The sequence below is a fragment of the Kitasatospora sp. NPDC093102 genome, from assembly GCF_040683915.1.
Lineage (GTDB): Bacteria > Actinomycetota > Actinomycetes > Streptomycetales > Streptomycetaceae > Kitasatospora.
Window position 1 is genome coordinate 41,808 of record NZ_JBFBFA010000037.1, and the last position, 25,421, is coordinate 67,228.

24 protein-coding genes and 1 pseudogene are annotated in these 25,421 nt (G+C 74.9%); 15 read left to right on the top strand and 10 right to left on the bottom strand.

The genetic code is table 11. The features are described from left to right. Window positions 1-242 precede the first annotated feature (242 nt). A complete protein-coding gene (locus AB0O11_RS30880; protein ID WP_363393582.1) occupies window positions 243-1,880 on the top strand; it encodes an APC family permease in 1,638 nt (545 codons plus the stop codon). Window positions 1,881-1,992: 112 nt separating this feature from the next. Here the strand turns inward: AB0O11_RS30880 and AB0O11_RS30885 are convergent, their stop codons facing one another. Further along, window positions 1,993-3,078 carry an aminotransferase class V-fold PLP-dependent enzyme gene (locus AB0O11_RS30885; RefSeq protein ID WP_363393584.1) on the bottom strand — a complete coding sequence of 362 codons (1,086 nt, stop codon included), beginning with the start codon at window positions 3,076-3,078 and terminating at the stop codon, window positions 1,993-1,995. 94 nt (window positions 3,079-3,172) lie between these two features. Between AB0O11_RS30885 and AB0O11_RS30890 the strand changes: the two genes are divergently transcribed. From AB0O11_RS30890 to AB0O11_RS30915, 6 genes are all read left to right on the top strand, one after another. Then, window positions 3,173-4,264, top strand: coding sequence for an amidohydrolase family protein (locus AB0O11_RS30890; protein WP_363393586.1), 1,092 nt, complete (start codon window positions 3,173-3,175; stop codon window positions 4,262-4,264). Between the two features lie 177 nt (window positions 4,265-4,441). Next, window positions 4,442-5,119, top strand: coding sequence for a uracil-DNA glycosylase (locus AB0O11_RS30895; protein WP_363393588.1), 678 nt, complete (start codon window positions 4,442-4,444; stop codon window positions 5,117-5,119). A gap of 126 nt (window positions 5,120-5,245) precedes the next feature. Beyond that, window positions 5,246-6,238, top strand: coding sequence for an SCO1860 family LAETG-anchored protein (locus tag AB0O11_RS30900; RefSeq protein WP_363393590.1), 993 nt, complete (start codon window positions 5,246-5,248; stop codon window positions 6,236-6,238). A gap of 184 nt (window positions 6,239-6,422) precedes the next feature. Then, window positions 6,423-7,445, top strand: a complete 1,023-nt coding sequence (glnII, locus tag AB0O11_RS30905; RefSeq protein ID WP_363393592.1) for a glutamine synthetase — start codon at window positions 6,423-6,425, stop codon at window positions 7,443-7,445. 318 nt (window positions 7,446-7,763) lie between these two features. Continuing rightward, a complete protein-coding gene (locus AB0O11_RS30910; protein WP_363393594.1) occupies window positions 7,764-8,342 on the top strand; it encodes a hypothetical protein in 579 nt (192 codons plus the stop codon). A 35-nt stretch (window positions 8,343-8,377) separates the two neighbouring features. Then, entirely contained in the window at window positions 8,378-9,205 is an 828-nt protein-coding gene (locus AB0O11_RS30915) for an MOSC N-terminal beta barrel domain-containing protein (protein ID WP_363393596.1), read from the top strand. Here the strand turns inward: AB0O11_RS30915 and cobC are convergent. After that, complete coding sequence (gene cobC / locus AB0O11_RS30920; RefSeq protein WP_363393598.1) at window positions 9,192-10,283, bottom strand: Rv2231c family pyridoxal phosphate-dependent protein CobC; 1,092 nt, start codon at window positions 10,281-10,283, stop codon at window positions 9,192-9,194. The genes AB0O11_RS30915 and cobC overlap by 14 nt on opposite strands. Before the next feature lie 31 nt (window positions 10,284-10,314). Next, window positions 10,315-11,052, bottom strand: coding sequence for a cobalamin biosynthesis protein (locus AB0O11_RS30925; protein ID WP_363393600.1), 738 nt, complete (start codon window positions 11,050-11,052; stop codon window positions 10,315-10,317). A 237-nt stretch (window positions 11,053-11,289) separates the two neighbouring features. On the opposite strand from AB0O11_RS30925, the gene AB0O11_RS30930 reads away from it, so the two are divergent. The 4 genes from AB0O11_RS30930 (at window position 11,290) to AB0O11_RS30945 (ending at window position 14,799) form a co-directional block, all read left to right on the top strand. After that, window positions 11,290-11,469, top strand: coding sequence for a hypothetical protein (locus AB0O11_RS30930; protein WP_363393602.1), 180 nt, complete (start codon window positions 11,290-11,292; stop codon window positions 11,467-11,469). 5 nt (window positions 11,470-11,474) lie between these two features. Next, window positions 11,475-12,833, top strand: coding sequence for an MFS transporter (locus tag AB0O11_RS30935; RefSeq protein ID WP_363393604.1), 1,359 nt, complete (start codon window positions 11,475-11,477; stop codon window positions 12,831-12,833). Then, complete coding sequence (locus tag AB0O11_RS30940) at window positions 12,830-13,861, top strand: TolB-like translocation protein (protein WP_363393606.1); 1,032 nt, start codon at window positions 12,830-12,832, stop codon at window positions 13,859-13,861. The genes AB0O11_RS30935 and AB0O11_RS30940 overlap by 4 nt, the downstream gene beginning before the upstream one ends. A gap of 122 nt (window positions 13,862-13,983) precedes the next feature. After that, window positions 13,984-14,799: a hypothetical protein gene (locus AB0O11_RS30945; protein WP_363393608.1), complete on the top strand. Its 816-nt coding sequence runs from the start codon at window positions 13,984-13,986 to the stop codon at window positions 14,797-14,799. Between the two features lie 189 nt (window positions 14,800-14,988). Here AB0O11_RS30945 and AB0O11_RS30950 read toward each other — a convergent pair whose 3' ends face one another. After that, on the bottom strand, window positions 14,989-15,933 hold the full coding sequence (locus AB0O11_RS30950; protein WP_363393610.1) for an EamA family transporter: 945 nt from the start codon (window positions 15,931-15,933) through the stop codon (window positions 14,989-14,991). Window positions 15,934-16,100: 167 nt separating this feature from the next. Here AB0O11_RS30950 and AB0O11_RS30955 point away from each other — a divergent pair, with 167 nt between their 5' ends. The 3 genes from AB0O11_RS30955 to AB0O11_RS30965 all read left to right on the top strand — a co-directional run bounded on the left by AB0O11_RS30955 (window position 16,101) and on the right by AB0O11_RS30965 (window position 17,649). Then, entirely contained in the window at window positions 16,101-16,610 is a 510-nt protein-coding gene (locus AB0O11_RS30955) for a MarR family transcriptional regulator (RefSeq protein WP_363393612.1), read from the top strand. Window positions 16,611-16,690: 80 nt separating this feature from the next. After that, window positions 16,691-17,113, top strand: coding sequence for a hypothetical protein (locus AB0O11_RS30960; RefSeq protein WP_363393614.1), 423 nt, complete (start codon window positions 16,691-16,693; stop codon window positions 17,111-17,113). Between the two features lie 83 nt (window positions 17,114-17,196). Then, window positions 17,197-17,649 carry a hypothetical protein gene (locus AB0O11_RS30965; protein WP_363393616.1) on the top strand — a complete coding sequence of 151 codons (453 nt, stop codon included), beginning with the start codon at window positions 17,197-17,199 and terminating at the stop codon, window positions 17,647-17,649. 21 nt (window positions 17,650-17,670) lie between these two features. Here the strand turns inward: AB0O11_RS30965 and AB0O11_RS30970 are convergent, their stop codons facing one another. Beyond that, on the bottom strand, window positions 17,671-18,333 hold the full coding sequence (locus AB0O11_RS30970; RefSeq protein WP_363393618.1) for a class I SAM-dependent methyltransferase: 663 nt from the start codon (window positions 18,331-18,333) through the stop codon (window positions 17,671-17,673). Between the two features lie 192 nt (window positions 18,334-18,525). Further along, complete coding sequence (locus tag AB0O11_RS30975) at window positions 18,526-19,719, bottom strand: FAD-dependent monooxygenase (RefSeq protein WP_363393620.1); 1,194 nt, start codon at window positions 19,717-19,719, stop codon at window positions 18,526-18,528. A 117-nt stretch (window positions 19,720-19,836) separates the two neighbouring features. Between AB0O11_RS30975 and AB0O11_RS30980 the strand changes: the two genes are divergently transcribed. Further along, complete coding sequence (locus AB0O11_RS30980; protein WP_363393622.1) at window positions 19,837-20,448, top strand: TetR/AcrR family transcriptional regulator; 612 nt, start codon at window positions 19,837-19,839, stop codon at window positions 20,446-20,448. 126 nt (window positions 20,449-20,574) lie between these two features. On the opposite strand, the pseudogene cpt reads toward AB0O11_RS30980, so the two are convergent. The 4 genes and pseudogenes from cpt to AB0O11_RS31000 form a co-directional block, all read right to left on the bottom strand. Beyond that, window positions 20,575-21,096, bottom strand: a pseudogene (gene cpt / locus AB0O11_RS30985) (chloramphenicol phosphotransferase CPT); the annotation flags it as partial. Between the two features lie 134 nt (window positions 21,097-21,230). Beyond that, entirely contained in the window at window positions 21,231-22,610 is a 1,380-nt protein-coding gene (locus tag AB0O11_RS30990) for a cobyrinate a,c-diamide synthase (RefSeq protein WP_363393624.1), read from the bottom strand. Window positions 22,611-22,620: 10 nt separating this feature from the next. Further along, window positions 22,621-23,226 carry a cob(I)yrinic acid a,c-diamide adenosyltransferase gene (gene cobO / locus AB0O11_RS30995; protein WP_049655361.1) on the bottom strand — a complete coding sequence of 202 codons (606 nt, stop codon included), beginning with the start codon at window positions 23,224-23,226 and terminating at the stop codon, window positions 22,621-22,623. A 3-nt stretch (window positions 23,227-23,229) separates the two neighbouring features. After that, window positions 23,230-25,350 carry a putative cobaltochelatase gene (locus AB0O11_RS31000; RefSeq protein WP_363393626.1) on the bottom strand — a complete coding sequence of 707 codons (2,121 nt, stop codon included), beginning with the start codon at window positions 25,348-25,350 and terminating at the stop codon, window positions 23,230-23,232. Window positions 25,351-25,421 lie beyond the last annotated feature (71 nt).

Consider the following 25,421-nt stretch of genomic DNA (forward strand, 5'->3'; position numbering starts at 1 on the left):
TCGTATCGGCTGAAGTTGTATAGCCAACTTCACGTCCCGGTCGGGAGCCTGCCTGCCCCCGGTGAGTTCCACGTGCCGGGCAGGTGAACGCTGCGGGAACTGTGCCGGCGGGCGGTCGCGGTGGACGGCTCCGGCAGGCTGTTCGAGTGAGGGGCGCGGGGCACGGGGCGTTTCGGGGTGGGGAGACGGCACGGCTGCGGCACTGTCGGAGGAATTCCTCCTGCTTCGAGAGGCGATCGGCCATGGCCCATTCCTCCTCCAATCCGCCCGGCGCGGGGCAGACCGGGCTGCGGCGCGAGGTCGGCGTCATCGGGCTGCTCTGGGCCTCGGTCGGAGCGATCATCGGCTCCGGCTGGCTGTTCGGGGCGCAGAAGGCGGCGGTGGCGGCCGGGCCGTCGGCGCTGCTGTCCTGGGGCATCGGGGCGGTGGCGATCATCCTGCTGGCGCTGGTGCACGCCGAGCTGGGCGGGCTGTTCCCGGTGGCGGGCGGTACGGCCCGCTACCCGCACTACGCCTTCGGCGGGTTCGCCGGGATGTCCTTCGGCTGGTTCACCTGGCTCCAGGCCGCGACCATCGCGCCGATCGAGGTGCAGGCGATGATCAACTACGCCCAGCACTGGAGCTGGGCGGACGGCCTGCTGAACAAGAACCTGACACTGACCGGCTGGGGGTTCGTCGTCGCGGCCGTCCTGCTGGGAGTCTTCGTCGCGGTCAACTTCCTCGGCGTGCGGCTGCTCGCCCACACCAACAGCGCGGCCACCGTGTGGAAGGTCGCCATCCCGGTGCTGACCATCTTCGCGCTCGGATTCACCGAGTTCCACGGCTCCAACTTCGGCGTGCACGGTTTCGCGCCGGACGGCGCCAAGGGCGTGCTCACCGCGATCAGCAGCAGCGGGGTGATCTTCGCACTGCTCGGCTTCGAGCAGGCCATCCAGTGGGCGGGGGAGAGCCGCAACCCGCGCCGGGACATCCCGCGCGCCGTGCTCGGCTCGGTGGTGGTCGGCACGATCGTCTACGTGATGCTCCAGGTGGTGTTCATCGGCGCGCTGCCGCCGGAGACCTTCGCCCAGGGCTGGAGCACGCTCGACTACCCCGGGATCAGCGGGCCGTTCGCCGGCCTGGCGACCCTGATCGGCCTGGGCTGGCTGGCCACCGTGCTGTTCATCGACGCGGTCGTCTCGCCGGCCGGCACCGGGCTGGTCTACATCACCTCCAGCTCCCGGGTCACCTACGGCCTGAGCCGCAACGGCTACGCGCCGCAGGTGCTGCAGTCCACCGACAGGCGCGCGGTGCCCTGGCTCGGCCTGCTCATCGCCTGGGTGGCCGGGGTGATCTGCTTCCTGCCCTTCCCGAGCTGGCAGCGGCTGGTCGGGTTCATCACCTCGGCGGTGGTGCTGATGTACGCGGGCGCCCCGCTGGCCTTCGGGGTGCTGCGCAAGCGGCTGCCCGCGATGGAGCGCTCGTACCACCTGCCCGGCGGCTCAGTGGTCTCGCCGCTGGCCTTCGTGGTGGCCAGCCTGGTCATCTACTGGTCCGGCTGGGACACCCTGTGGCGACTGGGCCTGGCGATCGTGATCGGCTACCTGCTGCTCGGCGGGTACTCCTGGTACGCGCGCTCGAAGGGGATGCCGAACGCGCCCCGGATGGACTTCCGGGCCGGGCAGTGGCTGCCGGTCTACCTGGTCGGCATGGGCCTGATCTCCTGGCAGGGCACCTTCGGCGCGGGCTCGCGGGGGAACCTGCCGCTGTGGTGGGACATCGCCGTCGTGGTGGCGTTCTCGCTGGTCGTCTACTACTGGGCGCTGGCGATCGCGCTGCCGGTCGAGGACATCGAGCGGAACATCCGCGGCGTCGAGGTGGTGGACGTCAACGGGCACTGAGCCGGCTGCGGTGTGCGGAGCCGGCCGTGGTGCGCGGAGCCGGCCGTGGTGCGCGGACAGGGCTGCGGCCCCGGAGGACGTCCTCCGGGGCCGCAGCCCGTCACGTACCCGCTCAGGCCTGGACGGTCGCGCTCCAGGCGGCCTCGGCGGCGGCCAGGGCGGGGGCCGGGTCGGCCGAGGTGGCGGCGGCGAGGCCGGTGAGGCAGGCGCGGACGGTGTCCAGCGCGGCCGCCTGCCCGTAGTGGTTGACCCGCAGCATCGAGCCGGCCAGGGCGCCGCCGCCCGGCTGGACCGGCAGGGCCGGGTCGAGGCGGGCGGCGAGGGCGGTCGCGTCGACGCCGTCCGGAGTGCGCAGGGTGGTGGCGACCGGGGCCGCGTGGGCGTCCTCGACGACGTACGGGGCCAGGGTGCCGAGTGCGCGGACGCCGGCCCGGGTGGCGGCGGAGGCGGCGCGGTGGCGGGCGATCACCGCGGGCAGGCCGTCGGCGGCGATCCGGTCCAGGCAGGCGCCGAGTGCGAGCATCTCCAGCTGGGCCGGGGCGTGCGGCAGGACGGCGCGGCCGGCGTCGGTCCAGCGCTCCTTCCAGTCGAGCAGCGAGAGGTAGGAGCGGCGCGGGGCGGCCGGGTTGGCGGCGATCCGCTCCCAGGCCCGTTCGGAGACGGACACGGCGGAGACCCCGGCCGGACCGCCCATCGCCTTCTGGCCGCCGATGACGCACAGGTCGACGCCCCACTCGTCGGTGAGCAGCGGCTCGGCGGCGACGGAGGCGACCGCGTCGAGCATCAGCAGCGCGCCGTGCTCGCGGACCACGGCCCCGATCCCGGCGACCGGGTTGGTGTTGCCGGTGGCGGCCTCGGCGTGCACCAGGGAGACGAAGTCGATCTCCGGGTCGGCGGCCAGGGCCTCGGCGACCTGCTCGGCGCTCACTGCGCTGTCGAAGGGCGCGGCCAGGTCGACGACCTTCGTCCCGCAGGAGCGCAGCCAGTTGCCGAAGGTCTGCCCGTACGGGCCGGTGACGACGTTGAGGGCGGTCGAGCCGGGGTGCGCGGCGCCGCGGATCGCGGCCTCCAGGGGGAGGAGCGCCTCGCCCTGGGTGACGATCACGTCGGCCTCGGTGTGCAGCAGCGCGGCCACCTGGTCCTCGATCGCCGCGAACTCGGCGGCGCTGAGCGGGGGCAGGTCGAGGAAGGGACTCACGTCTTTATCGCCTTTCACGGGGGTGGGGTGCCGGAAACGAGTCTGCCGCATCGTGACTGCTTACACGGAACCCGCCCGTCGGTAGAGTGCGGCCATGAACGATGGCGCGGTGCTGCACGTGCGGGGTCGGGTGCTGGCCGGTCCGCAGGACGTCCGGGACGAACTCTGGGTGGTGGACGGCCGGGTGAGCTTCACCCGCCCGCCGACCGCCGGGGACGTGCGGACGGTGACCGGCTGGGTGCTGCCCGGCCTGGTGGACGCGCACTGCCACGTGGGCCTGGACGCGCACGGCGCGGTGGACGCCGAGACCAGCGAGAAGCAGGCGCTCACCGACCGGGATGCCGGCACCCTGCTGATCCGCGACGCCGGCTCGGCCGCCGACACCCGGTGGATCGACGAGCGCGAGGACCTGCCCCGGATCATCCGTGCCGGGCGGCACATCGCCCGCACCCGCCGCTACATCCGCAACTACGCGCACGAGATCGAGCCCGGCGACCTGGCCGCCTACGTCCGGGCCGAGGCCCGGCGCGGGGACGGCTGGGTGAAGCTGGTCGGCGACTGGATCGACCGCGAGCGCGGCGACCTCGCCGCCTGCTGGCCCGGCGACGCACTGACCGAGGCGATCGCGGCGGCGCACGAGGAGGGTGCCCGGGTCACCGCGCACTGCTTCTCCGCCGAGTCGCTGCCGGACCTGCTGGCGGCCGGGATCGACTGCGTCGAGCACGCCACCGGGCTGACCGAGGAGCTGATCCCGGTCTTCGCCGAGCGCGGGGTGGCGATCGTGCCGACCCTGGTCAACATCGGCACCTTCCCGGACCTCGCGGCCGGCGGCGAGGCCAAGTTCCCGGCGTGGGCGGCGCACATGCGGCGGCTGCACGAGCGCCGGTACGACACCGTGGGGGCCGCGCACGACGCCGGCATCCCCGTGTTCGTCGGTACGGACGCGGGCGGCTCGCTGGCGCACGGGCTGGTCGCGGACGAGGTGGCGGAGCTGGTCAAGGCGGGGCTGAGCCCGGCCGAGGCGCTGTCGGCGGCGAGCTGGGGAGCGCGCGAGTGGCTGGGACGGCCGGGGCTGGAGGAAGGCGCGCCGGCGGACTTCGTGGTGTACGCCCAGGACCCGCGGGCGGACGTCCGGGTGCTCGCGGACCCGCGGCTGGTGGTGCTGCGGGGGCGGCCGGTCGGGTAGTCGCGCCGGGGTCGGGGGCGGGGCGGTCGGGCGGGCGCCGCGTCGTGTGGCTTCGTGGCTTCGGGGGTGGCCGGGACTGCCCTGGGGACTGCCCTGGGGCGGGCCTCGGGAGGGGTCTCCCGATCCCATGATCATCCGCTGAACGTCCTGTCGGTGTAGGCCGATAGGGTGGCGACCATGGCACCGCGTCCACTGAACGAGATCGTCGAGCCCGGCTGGGCCACCGCCCTGGAACCCGTCGCCGGACGGGTCGCCGCGATGGGCGACTTCCTGCGCGCCGAACTGGCCGCAGGCCGTACCTACCTGCCCTCCGGTCCGAACGTGCTGAGGGCCTTCCAGCAGCCCTTCGCGGACGTGCGGGTGCTGATCGTCGGGCAGGACCCGTACCCGACCCCCGGCCACGCCGTCGGGCTGAGCTTCTCGGTGGCGCCGGAGGTGCGGCCGATCCCGGCGAGCCTGATCAACATCTACCGCGAGTACGGCACCGACCTGGGCCTGCCGCAGCCGTCCAACGGGGACCTCACCCCGTGGACGCAGCAGGGTGTGCTGCTGCTCAACCGCGTGCTGACCGTCCAGCCGCGCAAGAGCGGCCAGCACCGGGGCAAGGGCTGGGAGGCGGTCACCGAGCAGGCGATCCGCGCGCTGGTGGCGCGCGGCGGCCCGCTGGTGGCGATCCTGTGGGGGAGCGACGCCCGCAACCTGCGCCCGCTGCTGGGCAGCGTCCCGTCGGTCGAGTCGGTCCACCCCAGCCCGATGTCGGCCGACCGCGGCTTCTTCGGTTCGCGGCCGTTCAGCCGGGCCAACGAGCTGCTGGTGCGGCAGGGGGCGCAGCCGGTGGACTGGCGGCTGCCGTAGCAGAGCCGGGTCGACACGGAACGCCAATCTCACTCCAAAGAGTGAAATGACTTTCTGTGTTACTCATGTGACGGATTGTTCGAGAAGACTGGCGGCTCATCGTTTCATCTGTGTGGGGGTATCGCCATGTCTTCTCGCCGAATCGTTTCCGCTGCTGCGGCCACCGCCGCGGTGGCGAGCACGCTGCTCACCGCCGCGCCCGTCCATGCGGCTGAGCCCGCCCCGTCGCCCGGCAAGGCGCGCGCCGTCACCGCCGAACTCGACCTGGACGTCAGTCTGTTGAACAAGGCGGTGGACGTCCCGGTGAACATCGCGCTGAACAAGGTGGAGTCGCAGGCGCAGCGAGGGGGGTCCGCCCAGCCGGAGACCGGGGGAGGTTCCGTCCTGACCGCCAAGGTGGACGGGGTCGACCAGCAGGGCCCGGTCACCCTGGTCAGGGCTGACGTCGGCAAGTCGGTGACCCACGTCGACGCCAAGGGCGCCACCGCCTCCGTCAAGCTGGTCAACGCCGACGTGCACGCCCCCGGCCTGCCCGCCACCGTGCTGCTCGGTCTGGAGGCGATGAGCGCCGAGGCGACCTGCCCGGTGGACGGGCAGCCGACCGCCGACGTGGTCGCGCCGGTCAAGCTCAGCGTGCTCGGCAAGCCCGTCACCGTCGGTCTGTACGGGGCGACCAAGGTGGACGTGCCGCTGATCGGCAACGTCTCGGTGGAGTTCTCCAAGAAGACCGTCACCACGACCACGGCCGCAGCCTCGGCCCTGGAGGTGCAGGTGGAGGTGAACCCGCTCAACCTGAACGTCGCCAAGGTCACCGGGAAGATCACCGTCGCCTCGGTGAGCTGCGAGAAGCCCTCCGCGCCGACGGCCGCCCCGTCCGGCCCGGCCGCCCCGGGCACCGCGCCCGCCGGCGTGCCCGCCGCCCAGCCGGTCGCCGACACCACCACCTCGCGCGCCCCCGCCCCGCAGGCCGCGGTGGAGAAGCCGGAGAAGCTGGCCGCCACCGGCGGCAGCAGCGCCACCGGCCCGCTCGCCGCGGGGGCCGCCGCCCTGGTCGCGGGCGGGGCGGCCGCCCTGTGGGCCACCCGCCGCCGCCGCGCCGCGCACGCCCGTCGTCACTGACCACACCGATGCCGTCACTGACGGCACCCGGAACGGCGGGAGTGCCGCCCCGGCACTCCCGCACCGTGACCGTGGCAATGCGGACGGTTGGTTCACATGCGCGTTACACGAGAGGAACAACCGGGAAACGGCGGCTTGCAACGCTACGCGGGCACCCACCACCCAGCAATGCGAGGGACAAGCCGTGGCAATCAAGGCCGAGTACATCTGGATCGACGGCACCAAGCCGACCGCGAAGCTCCGTTCCAAGACTCGCGTCCTGCCCAACGCCGACAAGATCCCGACCTGGGGCTTCGACGGTTCCTCGACCAGCCAGGCCGAGGGCCACGCCTCGGACCGCGTGCTGGACCCGGTGCGGGTCGTGCCGGACCCGATCCGCGGTGGCGACCACATCCTGGTCCTCTGCGAGGTCCTGGAGACGGACGGCACCCCGCACGTCTCCAACACCCGCGCCCTGCTGCGCGAGGTCGCGGAGAAGTACGCCGCGCAGGAGTCCATCTTCGGCATCGAGCAGGAGTACACCTTCTTCAAGGGCTCCCGCCCGCTCGGCTTCCCGGAGGGCGGCTACCCGGCCCCGCAGGGCGGCTACTACTGCGGCGTCGGCGCCGAGGAGGTCTTCGGCCGCGAGATCGTCGAGCTGCACCTGGACCGCTGCATCGACGCCGGCCTGGCCATCTGCGGCATCAACGCCGAGGTCATGCCCGGCCAGTGGGAGTTCCAGATCGGCCCGGTCGACGCGCTGACCGTCTCGGACGACATGTGGATCGCCCGCTACCTGCTCTACCGCACCGCCGAGGAGTTCGGCATCGACGCCACCCTCGACGCCAAGCCGGCCCGCGGCGACTGGAACGGCGCGGGTGCCCACACCAACTTCTCCACCAAGGCGATGCGCGAGGGCTACGACGCCATCATCACCGCCTGCGAGTCGCTCGGCGCCTCCCAGGAGAAGGTGCTGGAGCACGTCAACCAGTACGGTGACGACATCCAGTCCCGCCTCACCGGCAAGCACGAGACCGCCCCGTGGAACCTCTACAGCTACGGCGTCTCCGACCGTGGTGCCTCCGTGCGCATCCCGTGGCAGGTCGAGGTGGACAAGAAGGGCTACATCGAGGACCGCCGCCCGAACGCCAACGTCGACCCCTACGTCGTCACCCGACTCCTGATCAACACCTGCTGCGAGGCCCTGGAGAAGGCCGGCCAGGTCTGATCCGCCGCCGCATCCGGCACACGCGCGACGCCCGCAGGCCCCCTCGCACCGGGAGGGGGCCTGCGGGCGTCGCGGCACTCCCGGGCCCCTGCCTCGACCTCTGCCCTGACCGGCTGTTGCCCAACGTGGTGACCGGCGGGGAGTCCGCCGAGCAGACGGACGCCCGGTACGCGGACGTCTGCCCGGCCCGGGGCGAACCGCCCGCCCAGGTCCGGGAGAAGGTCCGCTGGATCCGGCCGGCATCGGGCTGCTGCGGGAACCCGATCGTGACCTGCAAATCGCTGGTCAAGGGCCCCCACCGGACCGAGAATTCATGGCATGACCCAGCAGCCCCTGCTCCTCCTCGACGTGGACGGACCGCTCAACCCCTATGCCGCGCCGAAGCGGAGGCCCGAGGGCTACGACACCCACCGTCTGCGCCCCGCCTGGTGGGTGGCGAAGCAGGAGCACCTGGCGGCGGTCCAGGCGCGGCAGGCCACGCGGGCCAAGCACGCCAAGCCGCCCGCTGTCCGGGTCAAGCCGCTGCGGGTCTGGCTGAACCCGTCGCACGGCGAGGAGCTGCTGGCGCTGCCGTACGAACTGGTGTGGGCCACCGGGTGGATGGGCGAGGCGAACACCCACATAGGCCCGCACATCGGCCTGCCCGAACTGCCGTACATCCGCTGGTCCGACCTGTTCGGGGAGGACCCGGACGGGCTGCACTGGAAGACCAGGGACGTGGTCGCCTGGGCCGACGGGCGCCCGTTCGTCTGGGTGGACGACGAACTCGGCCCGCAGGACATCGAGTGGATCGAGGCGAATCACCCGGGACCGGGCCTGGCGCTCTGGGTCGACCCCCGGATCGGACTGCGGGAGCTGCACTTCGCGGCCCTGCGGGAATGGGCGGAGGACGAGTGACGGGCGTGGCCGAGGCGGGAGCGGGTGGAGGACGAGTGACGGGCGAGGCCGAGACGGGAGCAGGCGGACGGGTGGCCGGCACGGTCGAAAGACTGCGGCGCTACCCGGTGAAGGGGCTGCTCGGCGAGGAGCTGGACCGGGCCGAGGTGACCGGCCGGGGCCTGGCCGGTGACCGGGAACGGGCGCTGCTCGACCTGGCCACCGGCCGGGTGGCCAGCGCCAAGCGGCCCCGGCTGTGGTCCGGCCTGCTGGGGTACACGGCCAGGACCACGGCGGATGGCGGCGTGGCGATCACCGGCCCGGACGGACGCGGTACGGACGAGCAGGAGCTGTCCGCGGCGCTCGGCCGCGAGGTCGCGCTGATCGCCGAGCGCCCGCCCGGTGCGACCGTCGAGCGGGCCGTGCCGGAGGAGGTGCTGGCCCGCGGAATCGCGGCCGAAACGGACTTCACCGTCAACGAGTTGGGCCGCGCCGCACCGGAGGGCGGCTTCTTCGACTTCGCGCCGCTGCACCTGATCACCACCGCGACGCTGCGCGCCACCGGAAGTGCGGCCGAGCGCTACCGGCCCAACCTGGTGGTCCGCACCGAGGGCGAGGGGTACGCCGAGAATGCCTGGGTGGGACGGGAGTTGGCGATCGGGCCGACGCTGCGCCTGCGAGTCCTCGCGCCCACCCCGCGCTGCGCCGTCCCCACCCTGCGGCACGGGGCGCTGCCCCGCCGCCCCGAGGCGCTGCGCATCCCGGCCGAGCGGAACCGGGTGGTGCCGCTGGAGGGCATGCCGGCGCTGCCCTGTGCGGGGGTGTACGCCCAGGTGGTGGTACCCGGAGTGATCCGGACCGGGGACCGGCTCACGGTGCACTGAGCGCCGGTCGTTCGCCCGGTCGAGCCTGCTCTTGCACCGAACCGAGCACGGCCTCAAGGGCGTTGAGGAAGCGGTCGGTGGTCGCCTCGTCCCGGACGGCGATCCGCAGCCACTCCTCGCCCAGGCCCGGGAAGGTGTCCCCGCGCCGGACGGCGAAGCCGTGCTCGCGCAGCCGCTGCCGGACGGCCGCCGCGTCCGGTAGCCGCACCAGGACGAAGGAGCTGGCCGGTTCGCCGTACTGCCGCACCGAGGGGAAGGCGGCCAGGCCCCTCGTCAAGTGCTCGCGCCGGAGCACCAGTTCGGCCGCAGCCTGTTCCGCCTCGGCGAGTGCCGCCGGGCCGCTGCACACCTCGGCCGCGGCCAGCGCCGGAGTGGAGACCGGCCAGAGCGGCTGGGCGGCACCGAGGTCGGCGATCAGCGGCGCGGGCCCGAGCACATAGCCGATTCGCAGCCCGGCCAGGCCCCAGGTCTTGGTGAGGCTGCGCAGTACGACGACCCGGCCGGGCAGGTCCCGGACGGCGGCGAGGGACTCCCGCTCGCCCGGGACGGTGTCCATGAACGCCTCGTCCACCACCAGGGTGCGCCCCGGCCGGGCCAGTGCGGCGACGGCCTCGGCGGGGTGCAGCACGGAGGTCGGGTTGGTCGGGTTGCCGAGGACGACCAGGTCCGCCTCCTCGGGGACGGCACCCAGCCGGAACCCGTCCTCGGGCGAGAGCAGCACCCGGTGCACCCGGTGCCCGGCGTCCCGCAGGGCCGCTTCCGGCTCGGTGAACTGCGGGTGCACCACGACGATGTGGCGTGGCGTCAAAACACGTGCCAGCAGCACGAAGGCCTCCGCCGCACCCGAGGTGAGCAGCACCTCCCCGACCGGGCGGGCGTGCCGGGCGGCCACCGCGGCGCGCGCGGCGCTCTGGTCGGGGTAGGCGGCGAGGTCGCCGAGGGTGGCCGCGAGGTGCTCGCGCAGCCAGGCCGGGGGAGTGCCGGTGCGGACGTTGACGGCGAGGTCGACCAGGCCGAGCCCGTCGGCGCGGACCTCGGCGTCGCCGTGGTGGCGCAGGTCGGGTTCGGGGGCGGTCACGCGGGGTCTCCTTGCGGGGCGGTTCGGGTGGTCAGGGCCGGTGGTGGGGGACGCGGTGGAGCTCGTACGGGCCGGGTGGCACGGTGGCCCCAGGGCCGTCGCCGAAGGTGACCAGTGCGACGGTGTGGCCGTGGGAGGCGAGGGCGACGGCCGCTCCGGTGCGGTCGAACGCTCCGCCGAAGGCGTCCAGCGGTGGTTGGGGCCCGCGGTCCGTCACCGTGATCCGCCGGGTGCCCGGCCGGAGTGCGCCGGCCACCGCCTCGATGGCCGCGGGCGCGCCCACGACCGCCGAGGCGCGCCGCAGCTCCGCCCGTACCCGCGGTGCCGGCGGGCCCGCGTCGAGGTCGAGGAGCACGAGTCGACCGTGCACCGCCGCCCGGGCGATCGCGACCGTGGCCCGTGCCGACTTGCGCTTGGTGACCACGAGCCGGCCGCCCGGAGCGCTCGCCAGCGCCGCCGCCTCGGCCACGCTCGCGGTGCCGACGGCCGTACCGACCGTGGTGGAGGGGTTCGGGACCGGCACGCCCGCCAGTACCTCGGCCGGGTGCTCGTCCACCGGCACCCCGGTGAGGTGGTCCGCCGCCCAGCGCACCGCCGGGTGGTCCGCCTTGCCCGCCACGGTGGCCAGCCGGGCCACCGCGGAGCGGGCCAGTCCGGCCTCCTGGAGGGTGTCCGTCAGCAGCCGCAGCACCTCGGTCCGTTCGGCGCCGCTGCTCGCGCCGATGCCGACCACCAGGGTGCGCGGGACGATGGTGACCAGTCCGCTCACGTACCGCACCCTTTCGTCCCGAGCTCCGGTGATCCCACCACGCCCGGCCGGAACGGGTCAATCGCGGCGGGTGTGACATCCGCCGCCGTTCCCGCCGCCGTTCCCGCCGCTGTCGGTGCGTCCGTGCGCGGCAGCTGTTCGCCTGTTCTTCACCTGTGTTGTGCGGTACACGACACCGCGGCGCTCCTACTGTTCTCGGCGCTCCCGCCCAGGAAGCCCCGACATCCGGAGGACCCCATGGCCTTCGCACGACTGCGCATCCCCGGGGCCCTCGCCCCCGGCTCCCCCGCTTCCGCCTCCGCCCCCGCTTCCGCCTCCGCGTCCCTCGTGCTGCACACCCCGGCGGGCTTGGCCGGGGTCAGCGCCCACGCGGGCACCTCCGCCGGAGCCGCCGACATCACCGGAATCCGGAACTGACGCCCGTGTACGTCGCGGACTCCCGCAGCTCGAAGGCGCCCGTTGCGCCGGACGCCGCTGTGCCGGCCGCCGGCCCGCTGCGGCGGGGCGCCGTGCCCGGGGCGGTCGTCGCCCTCGGCACCGTCAGCCTGGTCACCGACATCTCCTCCGAGATGGTCACCGCCGTCCTCCCCCTCTACCTGCTCACCGGCCTCGGCCTCTCCCCGCTCGGCTTCGGCCTGCTCGACGGCATCCAGAACGGCTTCAGCGCGCTGGTCCGGCTGGCCGGCGGCCACCTCTCCGACCGCCGCGGCCGCGACGGAGCCGCCCGCCACAAGGCCGTCGCGGCCGTCGGGTACGGGCTGTCCGCGCTGTGCCGCCCGTTGCTGCTGTTCGTCCACACCGTGCCGCTGATCGGCGCCGTGATCGCCGTCGACCGCACCGGCAAGGGCCTGCGCACCGCGCCCCGGGACGCGATGATCTCGCTCGCCACCGAACCCGCCCACCGCGGCCGGGCGTTCGGCGTGCACCGGGCGATGGACACGGCCGGCGCCCTGCTCGGCCCGCTCACCGCCTTCCTGGTGCTGCGGCTGGCCGGCGGCCCGCTGCTCGCCGACGGCGGCGAACGGCACGGCTACGACGCGGTGTTCGCGGTCAGCTCGTGCGTCGCGGCGCTCGGCGTGCTGATCCTGCTGCTGTTCGTGCCGAACCGGCAGCAGGGTGACGACTTGTCGACTTCCGCACCCTCGCTGCGCGACAGCCTCACCCTGTTGCGGCTGCCGGGGCTGCGCCGGTTGACGCTCTGCGCCGTCCTGCTCGGCCTCACCACCGTCAGCGACTCCTTCCTCTACCTGCTCGTCCAGCGCCGGCTGGACCTGCCCGTCGGCCTGTTCCCGCTGCTGCCGCTGGGCACCGCCGCCGCCTTCCTGCTGTTCGCCGTCCCGCTCGGCGCGCTCGCCGACCGGATCGGCCGCCACCGGCTCTTCCTCGCCGGGCACGGAGTGCTGCTGCTCGGGTACGGGCTGCTGCTCTCGCCGCTGCGCGGGCTGCCGGCGGTGCTCTGCGTGCTGGTGCTGCACGGCACCTTCTACGCGGCCACCGACGGCGTGCTCGCCGCCGCGACCGCCGACGCCGTACCCGCCGAGCAGCGCGGCGCCGGGCTCGCCCTGGTCGGTACCGGGCAGGCGCTGGCCCGGTTCGCCTGCTCGCTGCTGTTCGGCGCACTGTGGGGCGCGGTCGGCGGCCCGGCGGCGCTGGGCTGGTCGGCGGGGGCGCTGGCGCTGTGCGTGCTCGGCGCGGCGGCGGTGCTGCGCCCGTCCGAACCGGTTGCCGCTGCTGCTGCCGGGAAGCCCGAACCCGTCCCCGCCGCCGAGGAGAACCCGTGAACCCGCAGAACCGGACCAGGGTGATCGTGCTGCTGGTCGCCGTCGTGCTGCTCGGCGCCGTCGGCACCGGAGCCGTGCTCTACGCCGCCGACCGCACCGCCCGTCGGGACCAGGTCCAGCCCGGCGGACCGGAGGTCGCCTCCGGCACCGTCTCGCTCCAGGCGTCCGGCCACGGCCGGCAGCTGCTGTTCCGCAACATGGCCTGGGGCCCGCACCGGGACGAGATCACCACCGTCGCCGCCGACCACCCCGACGGCCCGCGCACCGCCTCCGGCGTCCGGTGCCTGCGCTTCCACGCCGCGGCCGGCACCGGCATCTGCCTCCAGGCCCAGCAGGGCGCGCTGGAGGACACCTACCGCGCCGTCGTCCTGGACGACCACCTGCGCGAACTCCGCTCGTTCCCGGCGGCCGGCATCCCCACCCGCTCCCGGGTCTCGCCGTCCGGGCACCTCGCCGCCTGGACGGTCTTCGTCAGCGGCGACTCGTACGCGGGCAGCGACTTCTCCACCCGCACCTCGATCGTGGACGTCCGGGACTGGAACCTGCGGGAGAACCTGGAGGACTTCGCGGTCGTTCTGGACGGCCACCCGTACCAGGCGCACGACATCAACATCTGGGGCGTCACCTTCGCCGACGACAACACCTTCTACGCCACCCTCGCCAGCGCCGGGCAGACCCACCTCGTCCGCGGCGACCTCGCCGCCCGCACCCTCACCACCCTGCACGACAACGTCGAGTGCCCCTCGCTCTCCCCGGACGGCACCCGCGTCGCGTACAAGAAGCGCGTCCCCGGCCTGCCCGCCGACGCCCCGTGGCGGCTGTACGTGCTCGACCTCGCCACCATGACGGAGACCGCCACCGCCGAGCAGCGCAACATCGACGACCAGGCGCTCTGGTCCGGCGACGGCACCCTGCTCTACGCCCTGCCCGGCGACTACGGCGCCGACCTGTGGACCGTCCCGGCGGACGGTTCGGGCAGTGCGCAGCCGGTCACCAGGGCCGCGGTGGCCCCCGCCTACCTGGGCTGAGGAACTCTCGGCTACGGTCCCACGTCGAGCAGAGTGTGACGTCCCGATCAGGCGTCCCGAACGCATGTCCTGATCAGACGTCCTGATCGAGCGTTCTGATCGAACGGGGGAGCAAGACAACCGTGGACGGCATCCCACCCGAGCGCATGGTGGCCGACTCCTGGCCCGCCCTGCACGGTCGCCCGGTCCTGCGACGCACCGTCGCCGTCGGGCTGGTGCTCTGCGTGTCCGTCGCCGCGGCCCTGATGGTGCGCGGTGTCAACGCGCTCACCGCCGGCCGCAGCGGCCGCGAGACCGACCGTGACCGGGCCGAACGCCTGGCCGGCCTCCACCCCTCCCAGCATCCCGGGGTCGGCCGCTTCTACGTCCCGGTCGGCGCCGTCTACACCCACACCTCCGACGGCGCCCCGATCGCCTACCTGCACTACCGCCTCGGCGGCGGCAGGGCCCCCGGCCTCGGCGACTTCCTCAGCGCCTACGACCTCCCCTCGCCCGGCCCGGCCGCCCCCCTCCCGGCCGACCTGCTCGCCGCCCTCGGCGGCGACGAGCCGGCCGAGGCCCCGGAACTCCCCGAGTCCCCGCTGCTGCCGGGCGCCACCCCCACCGTCGCCGCCACCCCCACCGAGAGCCCGTCCGTGGAGGCCGACCCCACCCTCCCCTCCACCCCCACACCGGAACCCGGCTACCCCGCTGCCGACCCCGCGGACCCCGCCGCCGACCCGGCCCCGGTCGGCCCGGCCCCCGCCGTCGCCGCCGCGCCGGACGAGCCCACCCCCGACGAGCCCACCCCGATCCGGACCGCCACACCGACCTGGATCCCCAGCCCGAGCCCCACCGACCTCCCCACCCACGCCCCCACCGCCCGCCGCATCTACGTCGCCACCATCCCCGGCGGCCTCCCCGGCGCCGCCGACATCTACATCCGCGCCACCGGCTGACCCGCCGGCCGGTGGCCGGCTGCGGTCGGTGTCGGCGCGGCCGTGATTCCTGGCGGTGCGGAGGGACTGCGCCCCCGCTCGGTTCCGCCGCCACCGTGGTCCGTCCGATCTCCCGTGGTCGACCGTCGTGCACACCTGCGCCCCGCCGAGACGGACTCGGCGGGGTGCAGGTGTCCGGGGGGGCGCTGGTCAGCGCGTGGCGGCCGGTTCGGGGTGGGAGACGGGGGCCGGGGCGGCGGCGGGAGCGGGCGCCTGAGCCGGGGCCTGGGCCGGGGTGCGACGGGCGGGGGCCTGGCCGGCGAGCATGGCGGCGAGGGCGAGGAGGAGGCCGAGGAGCTGCCAGGGGGTGAGGGTCTGGCCGAGGACGATGAGGCCGCCGAGGGTGGCGACGACCGGGTTGATCAGTCCCAGGAACGAGGCCGGGCCGGCGCCGAGGTGTTCGATGCCGCGGAACCAGAGGAAGTAGCCGAGGGCGGTGCCGATCAGGCCGAGGTAGGCGAAGCCGGCCAGGTTGGCGGCGCTCAGGGCGGGCGGCGCGCCCTCGACCACGGCCGCGAGCGGGACGAGGAAGACCGAGCCGGCCAGGAGCTGCCAGGCGGTGAGGTCGAGCAGGGTGGCGCCCTCGGGGCGGCCCCAGCGGCGGGTGAGGACGGTGCCCATGGCCATCAGCGCGACGCCGGCGACCATCGCGGCGATCCCGATGCCGTCCAGTCGCGCGCCGCTCTTGAGCACCAGCAGGGCCACTCCGCCGACCCCGACCAGGCCGGCGATGACCGCCCGCCGTCCGGGCAGCACCCGCAGCACGCCGATCGAGAACCCGGCGACGAGCAGCGGCTGGATCGCCCCGATGGTGGCGGCGACGCCGCCGGGCAGGCGGTACGCGCCGACGAACATCAGCGGGAAGAACAGCCCGATGTTGAGCATCCCGAGTACGGCCGCGCGCCCCCACCAGCGCCCCTTGGGAAGTCGGCGGCCGATCAGCAGCAGGAGCAGCCCGGCCGGGAGCGCACGGAGCGCGGCGAGCAGCAGCGGGCGGCCCTCGGGCAGCAGCTGGGTGGTGACGAGGTAGGTGGTGCCCCACGCGGCCGGGGCGAGTGCGGCGGTGGCGGCGATCCCTGCGCGCTTGCGGTCCATGACGTCCCCCTGAGCGTTGATTATATGAACGTTGAGATACTTTCTACGCCGGGGATCGGAGAACGTCAAGTATGTGAATGTTAAGATATCCGCGTTGGGCGGACGGCTTCGGACGGACGGCTTCGGACAGGCGGCTTCGGACAGGCGGCTCCGGGAGGGCGGCGGGCATGCAGCAGCGCGACACCGTGGACGACATCGTCGAGCAGTGGGCCCGGGCCCGCCCCGACCTGGACGCCGGGCCCATGGCGCTGATCGGTCGGCTGCGGCGGCTCAACGTCCGGGTCGACAACGCCCTGCGCGAGTACTTCACCGCCTGCGGCCTCGACTCCTCCGAGTTCGACGTGCTGGCCACCCTGCGCCGCTCCGGCGAGCCGTACGAGCTCAACGCCCGCGCGCTGCTCAAGTCCGCGATGGTCACCTCGGGCGCCATCACCAACCGGGTCGACCGGCTGTCCGCCAAGGGCCTGGTCGAGCGCAACCCCTGCCCGACCGACCGCCGGGCCGTCCTGGTCCGCCTCACCCCGGCCGGCAAGGAGCTGATCGACGGCGCCCTGGCCGGTCACGTCCACAACGAGGAGCGCATCCTCTCGGCCCTCGACGCGGACGAGCGCACGCAGCTCGACGCCCTGCTGCGCAAGCTCCTCGTCGCGCACGGGGACACCGAGCCGCTCCTCTGAGCCGGGACCGCCGCCCTCGGGCTCGGCCCGGCTCCCCGGAACCGGAACCGGGGCCGGCCCCGCGCCCGCGGTCGTTGTCGGTGCCCGCGGGTGCGCCCGGCCGACGGGAGATCATCGGCACGATCCCGGACACCGTCCCGCCCGGCCTCCAGGCGCTGCACGTCAACGACGCGCCGGGCCCCGTGGACCTCTCGCCCCTCGCGGCCGCGCACCGGCTGCGGCGGCTGCACCTCAACCGCTCGGTCACGGCCGACCTGTCGCCGCTGCGCGAGCTGCCGGTGGAGTCCCTCCGGGGCACCCTGGCGGGCGGCGATCTGACCGCGTTGGCGGGTCATCGCACGCTCCGGGCCCCGGAGCTGGCGACGCCCGCGGAGGACGGGGCGGCGGCGGGCCTCGCCGCCGCCCGCCTCGCCGAGCGCGAGACCCCGATGGCCGAGGCGCCGGCCTGGGCCGCCGGGCTCGGCCTCGACACCGGGGGCGCCCTTCGCCTGCGGCTGCGCTGACGGGGCGGCGCGGCGGGCCGCGTGTCCGGCGGTGTCCCGGCCGCGTTATCCCCTGCGGAAGCCCACCGGAGGGAGAGGCCCCGATGAAAGAGAAGACCCCCAGGGACATCGCCGTCGACGACCAACTGCGGGCCGCCGGCGCGGAGGGCGCCCAGTGGCTCATCACCGCCGGGTGGGGGCCGCCGGTCGAGGTGCCGGTACAGCAAGCGGCGAAGTGGCAGCAGGAGACCCGGGCCCGGATGCTGGCGGCGCAGGAGAACGAGTCCTGCACGTGGTGCGACCACCTGCTGTACGGCGGGCCGCAGCCCGTCGTCGTGCACGCGGAACACCCGACCCACCTGGTCTGCCGCACCTGCTCGATCGCCGCCCGCCCCCACCGCGTCTGCCTGGACTGCGGGGAGCCGGCCTCCTCCCGGTCCTCGGCCGACGGGCGTGAGGACGTCTTCATGGGGGCGGTGACGATCTACACCCGGCTGCGCTGCGCCGCCTGCCACCGGTCCGACCCGCTCAACGGCACCTTCGGCAGGCGCGCCTGACGCGGACGCCCGGCAGACCGCTCAACGGCGCGCGACCAGCGCGTACCGCTCGTCGTCCACCGGGCCGCCCCACAGCTCGGCCTCCCCGCCGAGCGGCTCGACCCGCAGCTCGGACACCAGCGGACGGACGGCCGCCGCGAGTTCCTCCGCCCCGACCCCGCCGCCCCACGGCAGCCGCCCGGCCCCGGTCGCGTACGGTGAGGCGGCGGCCTGCCCGGCCTCGCGCCAGCGGCCCTCGACCAGGACCAGCCGGCCGCCGGGCCGCAGCAGCCGCACCCAGGCGCGCAGCGCCCGCTCGGGCTCGGGGAGCGTCCAGAGCAGGTGGCGCGACAGCAGCACGTCGAAGCTCCCGTCCCCGACCGGCGGTGCGCTCGCGTCTCCCACCAGGAACCGCGCCGTCAGGCCCGCCGCGACCAGCTTCGCCCTGGCCCGCCCGACCATCCGCGGCGCCAGGTCCACCCCCGTCACCCGGTGCCCGTCCGCCGCGAGCAGCAGCGACAGCGACCCGGTGCCGCACCCGACGTCCAGCACATCCGCCGCCCCGCCAGGCACCCAGCCCCGCACCCGCCGCAGCCACGCCGCCCGCACCGGTTCCTCCCGCAACCCGTGGTCGGGCTCCTCGTCGAAGGCCGCAGCGGCCGCGTCCCAGTACTCGGCGATGGCCCGACGGCCGGCGTCACTCATGGCGCGCATCATCGCAACCCCCACCGACACCGGCGGCCCGGTGGCCGAACGGCGATTGACGTTCGGAAGGTGTTCCGAACTGTCGTCGAGTCATGCCGACCCTCACCGTGTCGTTCTCCGAGCTGTCGAAGAGCTCCAAGCCCCGGCGCCAGGACCGCCGTGGTGCACCCGCTCGAGGGACGGCAGGGTCCCTCACCCCGCCCCGCCCAGGGCCGGCGGCTGCCAGTTGAACGTCGGGGCCGAGCGGCTCAGCAGGGCGCGGGCGGGGAGGAGGCCGGCGAGGGTGAGTGCGGCGGTGCGCAGGCCGGTGGCGGCGGGGGAGCGGAGGGCGACGAGGTTGCCGATGCGGCGCGAGCCGGCGACGACGGCGGTGGTGCGGGGGAGCCGGGCGGCGGTGTAGGCGGGCAGGGCGGCGGCCGGGTCGGTGTCGGGGGTGACCGGGGAGGCGAGGACGAGGGCGTCCTCGATGGCCTGGCAGGCGCCCTGGCCCTGGAAGGGGCACATCGCGTGGGCGGCGTCGCCGAGAAGGGCGACCCGGCCGTGGTGGTGAGCGGGCAGCGGGTCGGCGAGGTCCCACACGTCGTGGCGCAGGACGCGCTCGGGCTCGGCCAGCGCGAACAGCTGCGGTACGGGGGCGCACCAGTCGCCGTACAGGCGCAGGAGTTCGGCCCGCTCGTCCCCGTCGGCGGCGCGCTCGCCGGCCGGGGCGAGGGCCGCGCCGTAGACGTAGACCCGGCCGTCGGCGAGCGGGACGATTCCGGCGAGCCGCCCGCGGCCCCACACCTCGCCGGCGGCGGCCGGGCGGCGGTCGGGGGTGACGACGGTGCGCCAGGTGGTGAAGCCGCTGTAGCGGGGGCCGGGATGCCGGGGGAAGAGCAGGCCCCGGGTCGCGGAGCGGATGCCGTCGGCGGCGACGACCAGGCCGGCCGTCTGCTCCCCGTCGGCGGTGCGGACGACGGCGGGCTCGGTGGCGCTGCCGGGGGTGACGAGGGTGGCGGGCGAGCCGGTGCGGACGGTGCCCTCCGGGAGCGCGTCGACCAGGGCGTCGATGACGTCGGCGCGGGCGACGGCGGCGATGGTGTCGCCGAAGTAGGCCTCGAAGGCCGAGGTGCTGGTGCGGGCGATCCAGCGGCCGGAGGGGTGGCGCAGGCCGACGGCGGGGTGCGGGGTGGCGAGGGCGCGCAGGCGCTCGCCGACGCCGAGCCGGTCGAGGGAGCGCAGGGCGTTGGGGGCCAGAGCGAGCCCGGCGCCGACGGGTTCGAGGGAGTCGGCGCGCTCGTGGACGCGTACCGGGATGCCCTGCCGATGGAGGGCGAGGGCGGCGGTGAGCCCGCCGATGCCGCCGCCGATGACGATCGCTTGCTGCCTGCCCTGCGGGCTGCCCATGGGAGGGCTCCTCTCCGTTCACTACATCCGTAGTGTGCGCCTGTCAGCACCGTACTACAGATGTAGTCAGCTGGCACTACTGCTGTAGTGAATTGGGATCGCCCGAGGAGAGAGGCCATGATCGGACCCATGACGCCCCCGCGCCCGACTCTGATCGCCGACGCCGCCATCACCCTGATCGCCGAGCGCGGCCTGCGAGGGCTGACCCACCGCGCCGTGGACGAGGAGGCAGGCCTGCCCGCCGGTTCGACCTCCAACCTCGCCCGGACCAGGGCCGCCCTGCTCGAACTGGCGCTCACCCGGATCGTCGAGCGGGAGACCGAGGACTACCCGGTCCTCACCGTGGAGCACCCCGCCGCGGCGCCGCCCGGCCCCGCCTCCGCGCGCGACCTCCTCGTCCGGGTCGGCGCCGACCTGCTGCACCAGGCGCTCACCAGCGGCCGCCGACTCACCCTGGCCCGTCTGGAACTCGCACTGGAGGCCACCCGGCGGCCCGAACTGCGCGCCGTCTACGACCGTTTGGGCGGGCGCTTCGCCGACATCGCCGCCGTGCTGCTCACGCAGTGCGGCTCGGCCGACCCGACGGCCGACGCCCGCCGGCTGATCCGCTGGTGCGACGGAGTGTTGTTCAACGCGACGGCGGGCAGCGGGCACTGGCACATCCCGGCGCCCGAGGAACTGCGCGACGAGGTGGCGTGCTACCTCGCCGCGCTGCTCGACCGCGAGTAGCCCGCGGGCCTACGGGGCCGCTTCGGCCTGCACGTCGGTCTGGATGCCCGCTTGGACGCCCGTCTGGACGGCCGGCTGCGCGCCCGTCCGGACGGCCGACTGCGCGCCCGACGAGCCGCCGACCGGCACCCGCGCGGCCACGGCCCGGGCGCAGTCCGCCGCGGACGCCCGCGAGCTGTCCACCACCAGGTCGTACGCGACCCCCTGGTGCACCGTCACCGCCTGTGCGGCGGCCATCCCGGCCACCCGGTCGCCGCGCGCGGCCTCCCGCTCCGCGGCCACCGCCGGATCGCAGCGCACCCCGACCCAGAGCACGTCCAGGCCCTCCAGCGCCGCCCGCCACCGGGCCTGCGAAGCCGCGCCGCCGAGGAACACCTCGTCCACCACGATCCGGGCCCCGGCCCGGGCCATCGCCGCCACCCCGATCGTCCAGGCGGCGTCCAGCGCGGCGAAGACCGGACCGACCTCGACGGTGCCGTCACCGTCCTCCAGCCCGCCGATCCCTTCGCCGCCACCGCGCAGCGACGGCGGCAGCGCGTCGACCATGATGTCGGCCCCGATGTGCAGCCACGGCTCCGCCAGCAGTTCCTGAAGGCGCCGGGCGATGCTCGACTTGCCGGAACTGGACCCGCCGTTGAGGACGATCACATGCATGTGCGGAGCTTAGGACCGGGCACCCCGCGGCGTCCCGGTGTTTTCCCCGGAGGGCCGCCGCCGAGGCCGGAGCCGGGGCCGAGACCCGCAAGGCCGGGAGCCGGGAGCGCCGAGGCCGGAGCCGTGAACTACGCCGCCCCCGCCGCCCCCGCCGCGAAGGTCGCCGCCGCGGCCGCGAAGGAGGACGCCAGCGTCGGCGCGCCCGCCCAGTGCAGGTGCAGGTAGGAGGCGTGCACGTTGCCGCCCGCGAAGCCCTCGGTGCGGGGACCGGTCGGGAGGTGCCAGCCCCAGGCGGGGAGTTCGCTCGCGCCGGGGTCGCAGACCGTGCGGTGGAACTCGTGGCCGCGCAGCCTGGTGCCGGCCGGGGCCAGCGGGGAGTCGTGCAGGGCGACCGCCTCCCGGTAGCCGAGGGTGAGCCGTTCGGTCATCCGGGCGTCGGTGGCCAGCACGCCGCACATCGGCAGGCCGTCCAGCTCCCGGCCCAGGTAGAGCAGCCCGGCGCACTCGGCGGCGATCGGCCCGCCCGCGGCGGCGAACCCGGCGATGGCGGCACGCAGCGGGGCGTTGCCGCTCAGCTCGCGGACGTACAGCTCCGGGAAGCCGCCGCCGATCACCAGGCCGGCCGCGCCCTCGGGCAGTGCCGAGGCGTGCAGCGGGTCGAACGGGACCACCTCCGCGCCCGCAGCGCCGAGCAGTTCGGCGTTCTCGGCGTACGAGAACGAGAAGGCCGCGCCGCCCGCCACCGCGATCCGCGGCCGGCCGGCCACGGGGGTGACCTCGGCCGACGGGTCCCACGGCTCGGCATCCAACGCCGGTGCCGTCCGGGCGAGTTCGAGCAGGGCGTCCAAGTCGACCGAGGACGCCACCAGTTCACCCATGTCGGCGACCGCCTTGAGAGCCTCCGTCGAGCGCTCCACCGCCGGGATCAGCCCGAGGTGGCGGGACGGTGTGGCGACCGCCGCGGAGCGGCGCAGCGCGCCCAGCACCGGCACGCCGGAGCCCTCCTCCAGTGCCTCGCGCAGGAGTTGCTCGTGCCGGTCGGAGGCGACCCGGTTGAGGATCACCCCGGCGAGCCGTACCTGCGGGTCCCAGGAGGCGAAGCCGTGCACCAGCGCGGCCACCGAGCGGGACTGCGAGGAGCCGTCCACCACCAGCACCACCGGCGCCCGCAGCAGCTTGGCGACGTGCGCCGTGGACGCCAGCTCCCCGCGCCCGGAAGCCCCGTCGAACAGACCCATGACGCCCTCGACCACCGCGACGTCCGCCCCCGCCGCGCCGTGCAGGAACAGCGGCGCGATCCGCTCCGGACCGCACAGGAAGGCGTCCAGGTTGCGGCCCGGGCGTCCGGCGGCGAGCGCATGGTAGCCCGGGTCGATGTAGTCCGGGCCGACCTTGTGCGGCGACACCGCCAGCCCGCGGGCGGCGAGCGCCGCGATCAGGCCGGTGGCGACGGTGGTCTTGCCGGCGCCCGAGGAGGGCGCGGCGACGACGAGGCGGGGGATGTTCACGTGCGCAGGCTCACCACTCGATACCGCGCTGGCCCTTGCGGCCGGCGTCCATGGGGTGCTTGACCTTGGTCATCTCGGTGACCAGGTCGGCGAATCCGGTCAGCGCCTCGGGCGCGTACCGGCCGGTGATGACGACGTGCTGGCTGCCCGGGCGGTCCTTGAGCACGGCCACCACCTCGTCCGGGTCGACCCACCCCCAGTGCATCGGGTAGGTGAACTCGTCCAGCACGTAGAAGCGGTAGGTCTCGGCCGCGAGGTCCCGCTTGACCTGCTCCCAGCCCTCCTTGGCCGCCTCCTCGCTGGACATCTCCTGCTCGGCGGAGCGCTGGATCCAGGACCAGCCGGAGCCCATCTTGTGCCAGTCGACGGTGCCGCCCTCGCCGGAGGCGCCGAGCACGCGCAGCGCGTTCTCCTCGCCGACCTTCCACTTGGCGGACTTCACGAACTGGAACACCCCGACCGGCCAGCCCTGGTTCCAGGCCCGCAGCGCCATGCCGAACGCGGCCGTGGACTTCCCCTTGCCCGGGCCGGTGTGCACGGCGGTGATCGGCAGCGTACGGCGCTGGCGGGTCGTCAGGCCGTCGTCGGGAACGCTCTCGGGGACACCCTTGGGCATGGGTCAGGCCGCCTTTCGCATGGTGGTCGCACGGTTCTCGCGGACGGTCGTGGGACGGTTCTCGCGGACGAGCGAGGCCACGCCCTCGGCGCGCAGCTCGTCCAGGCTGACGGCGGTGCCGCCGAGCAGCCCGGCCAGCGTACGGGCCAGGCCCAGGCGGACCGGGCCGGACTCGCAGTCCAGCACCACGCTCGCCGTGCCCTGCGTCGCGAACAGGGCGGCCGCGCGGTGCGACCGGGCGAGCGCGTCCCGCCCGCCGGTGGCCCGGCCGTCGGTCACCACGACCAGCAGCGGGCGCCGGTTCGGGTCGCGCAGCCGTTCCACCCGCAGCACCTCGTGCGCGCGCAGCAGGCCGGCGGCCAGCGGGGTCCGCCCGCCGGTGGGCAGCGACTCCAGCCGGGCCGCGCCGACCTCCACCGAGGAGGTGGGCGGCAGCGCCAGCTCGGCGCCCGCGCCCCGGAAGGTGATCATGCCGATCTTGTCGCGGCGCTGGTAGGAGTCCATCAGCAGCGACAGCACCGCGCCCTTGACGGCGGTCATCCGCTGCCGGGCGGCCATCGAGCCGGAGGCGTCCACCACGAACAGCACCAGGTTGGACTCCCGTCCCTGGCGGACCTGTTCGCGGAAGTCGTCCTTGTGCAGCACCAGTGCCCGGCCGCTGCGCCCGCGCGCGGCCTGGTGCGGCGCGGCGGCCTGGAGGGTCGCGGTCAGGTGCAGCCGGCCGAGCGCGCCCTGCGGGCGGCGGGCGCGGATGGTGTGCCCGCCGGTCGTCTCGGCGGGGGAGCGGCGGCCCTGGGCACCGTGCCCGGTGCCCCGCACGGTGAACAGCCGGGTCCGGTACGGGTCCCCGGCCGCGACCGGCGCCGACTCCCGCGCGGGGGAGGGGTGTTGGGCCGGCACGGGCGACTGGGCGGGCTCCCCGGCACTCTCGGTGGCGGACACCTCGGGGCCGCCGTCCGACGGTTCGGGCGCGCCACCGCCGTCGGGGCCACCGCCATCGGGGCCGCGTCCGTCCGGACCGCCGTCTTCCGGCCCCCCGTCCGGGCCGCCCTCCGGTCCACCGTCGCCGTCCGGGCCGGGTCCGTCGCCCTCGGGCTCCGGGTCCTCCTGCTGGGCGTGCTCCTCCAGCGTCCGGTCCAGCTGCTCCTCGTCCAGCCCCGGCGCGTCGAAGGGGTTGCGGCGGCGCCGGTGCGGCAGCGCCAGCTGGGCGGCCTTGCGGACGTCCTCCTCCAGCACCTCGGTGCGCCCGTCCCAGGCGGCCAGCGCGACGGCGGTGCGGGCCATCACGATGTCCGCGCGCAGCCCGTCCACCTCGAACGCGGCGCACACGGCGGTGATCTGACGCAGTGCCACATCTGTCAGCTCGACCTTGGGCAGCAACTCCCGGGCCGTGATGATGTGTTCGGCGAGTGCCCGCTCCTCCTGGGCGAATCGCGCGGCGAAGCCGGCCGGGTCCGCGTCGTACGCGAGGCGGCGGCGGACCACCTCGGCGCGCTCGGCCGGGTCCCGGGTGGCGGCGATCTCGACGGTCAGACCGAACCGGTCGAGCAGTTGCGGACGCAGCTCGCCCTCCTCCGGGTTCATCGTGCCGACCAGCAGGAACCGGGCCGCGTGCCGCACCGACACGCCCTCCCGCTCGACGTAGGAGCGGCCCATCGCGGCGGCGTCCAGCAGCAGGTCCACCACGTGGTCCTGGAGCAGGTTCACCTCGTCGATGTAGAGCACGCCGCGGTGTGCCCTGGCGAGCAGCCCGGGCTCGTACGCCTTGACGCCCTCGGCCAGCGCCCGCTCCAGGTCGAGCGAGCCGACGATCCGGTCCTCGGCCACGCCGACCGGCAACTCGACCAGCTGGGAAGGCCGTTCGGAGGCGGACGGGGAGACGTGCGGCCCGTCCGGGCACTGCGGGTCGGGTGTGGCCGGGTCGCAGGCGAAGCGGCAGTCGTCCACGGCGGCGATGGCCGGCAGCAGGCCGGCCAGCGCGCGCACCATGGTCGACTTCGCGGTGCCCTTCTCGCCGCGCACCAGCACGCCGCCCACGGCCGGGGAGACCGCGTTCAGCAGCAGTCCCAGCCGCAGGTCGGCCATGCCGACGATCGCGGTGAACGGATAGCGGACGTCACTCATGCCGTACCCCACTCCTGTCGTGTCCGGCCCTGTGGCCCTGCCTGGTCCTGCGGTCCCGTCCGGCTCTGCTG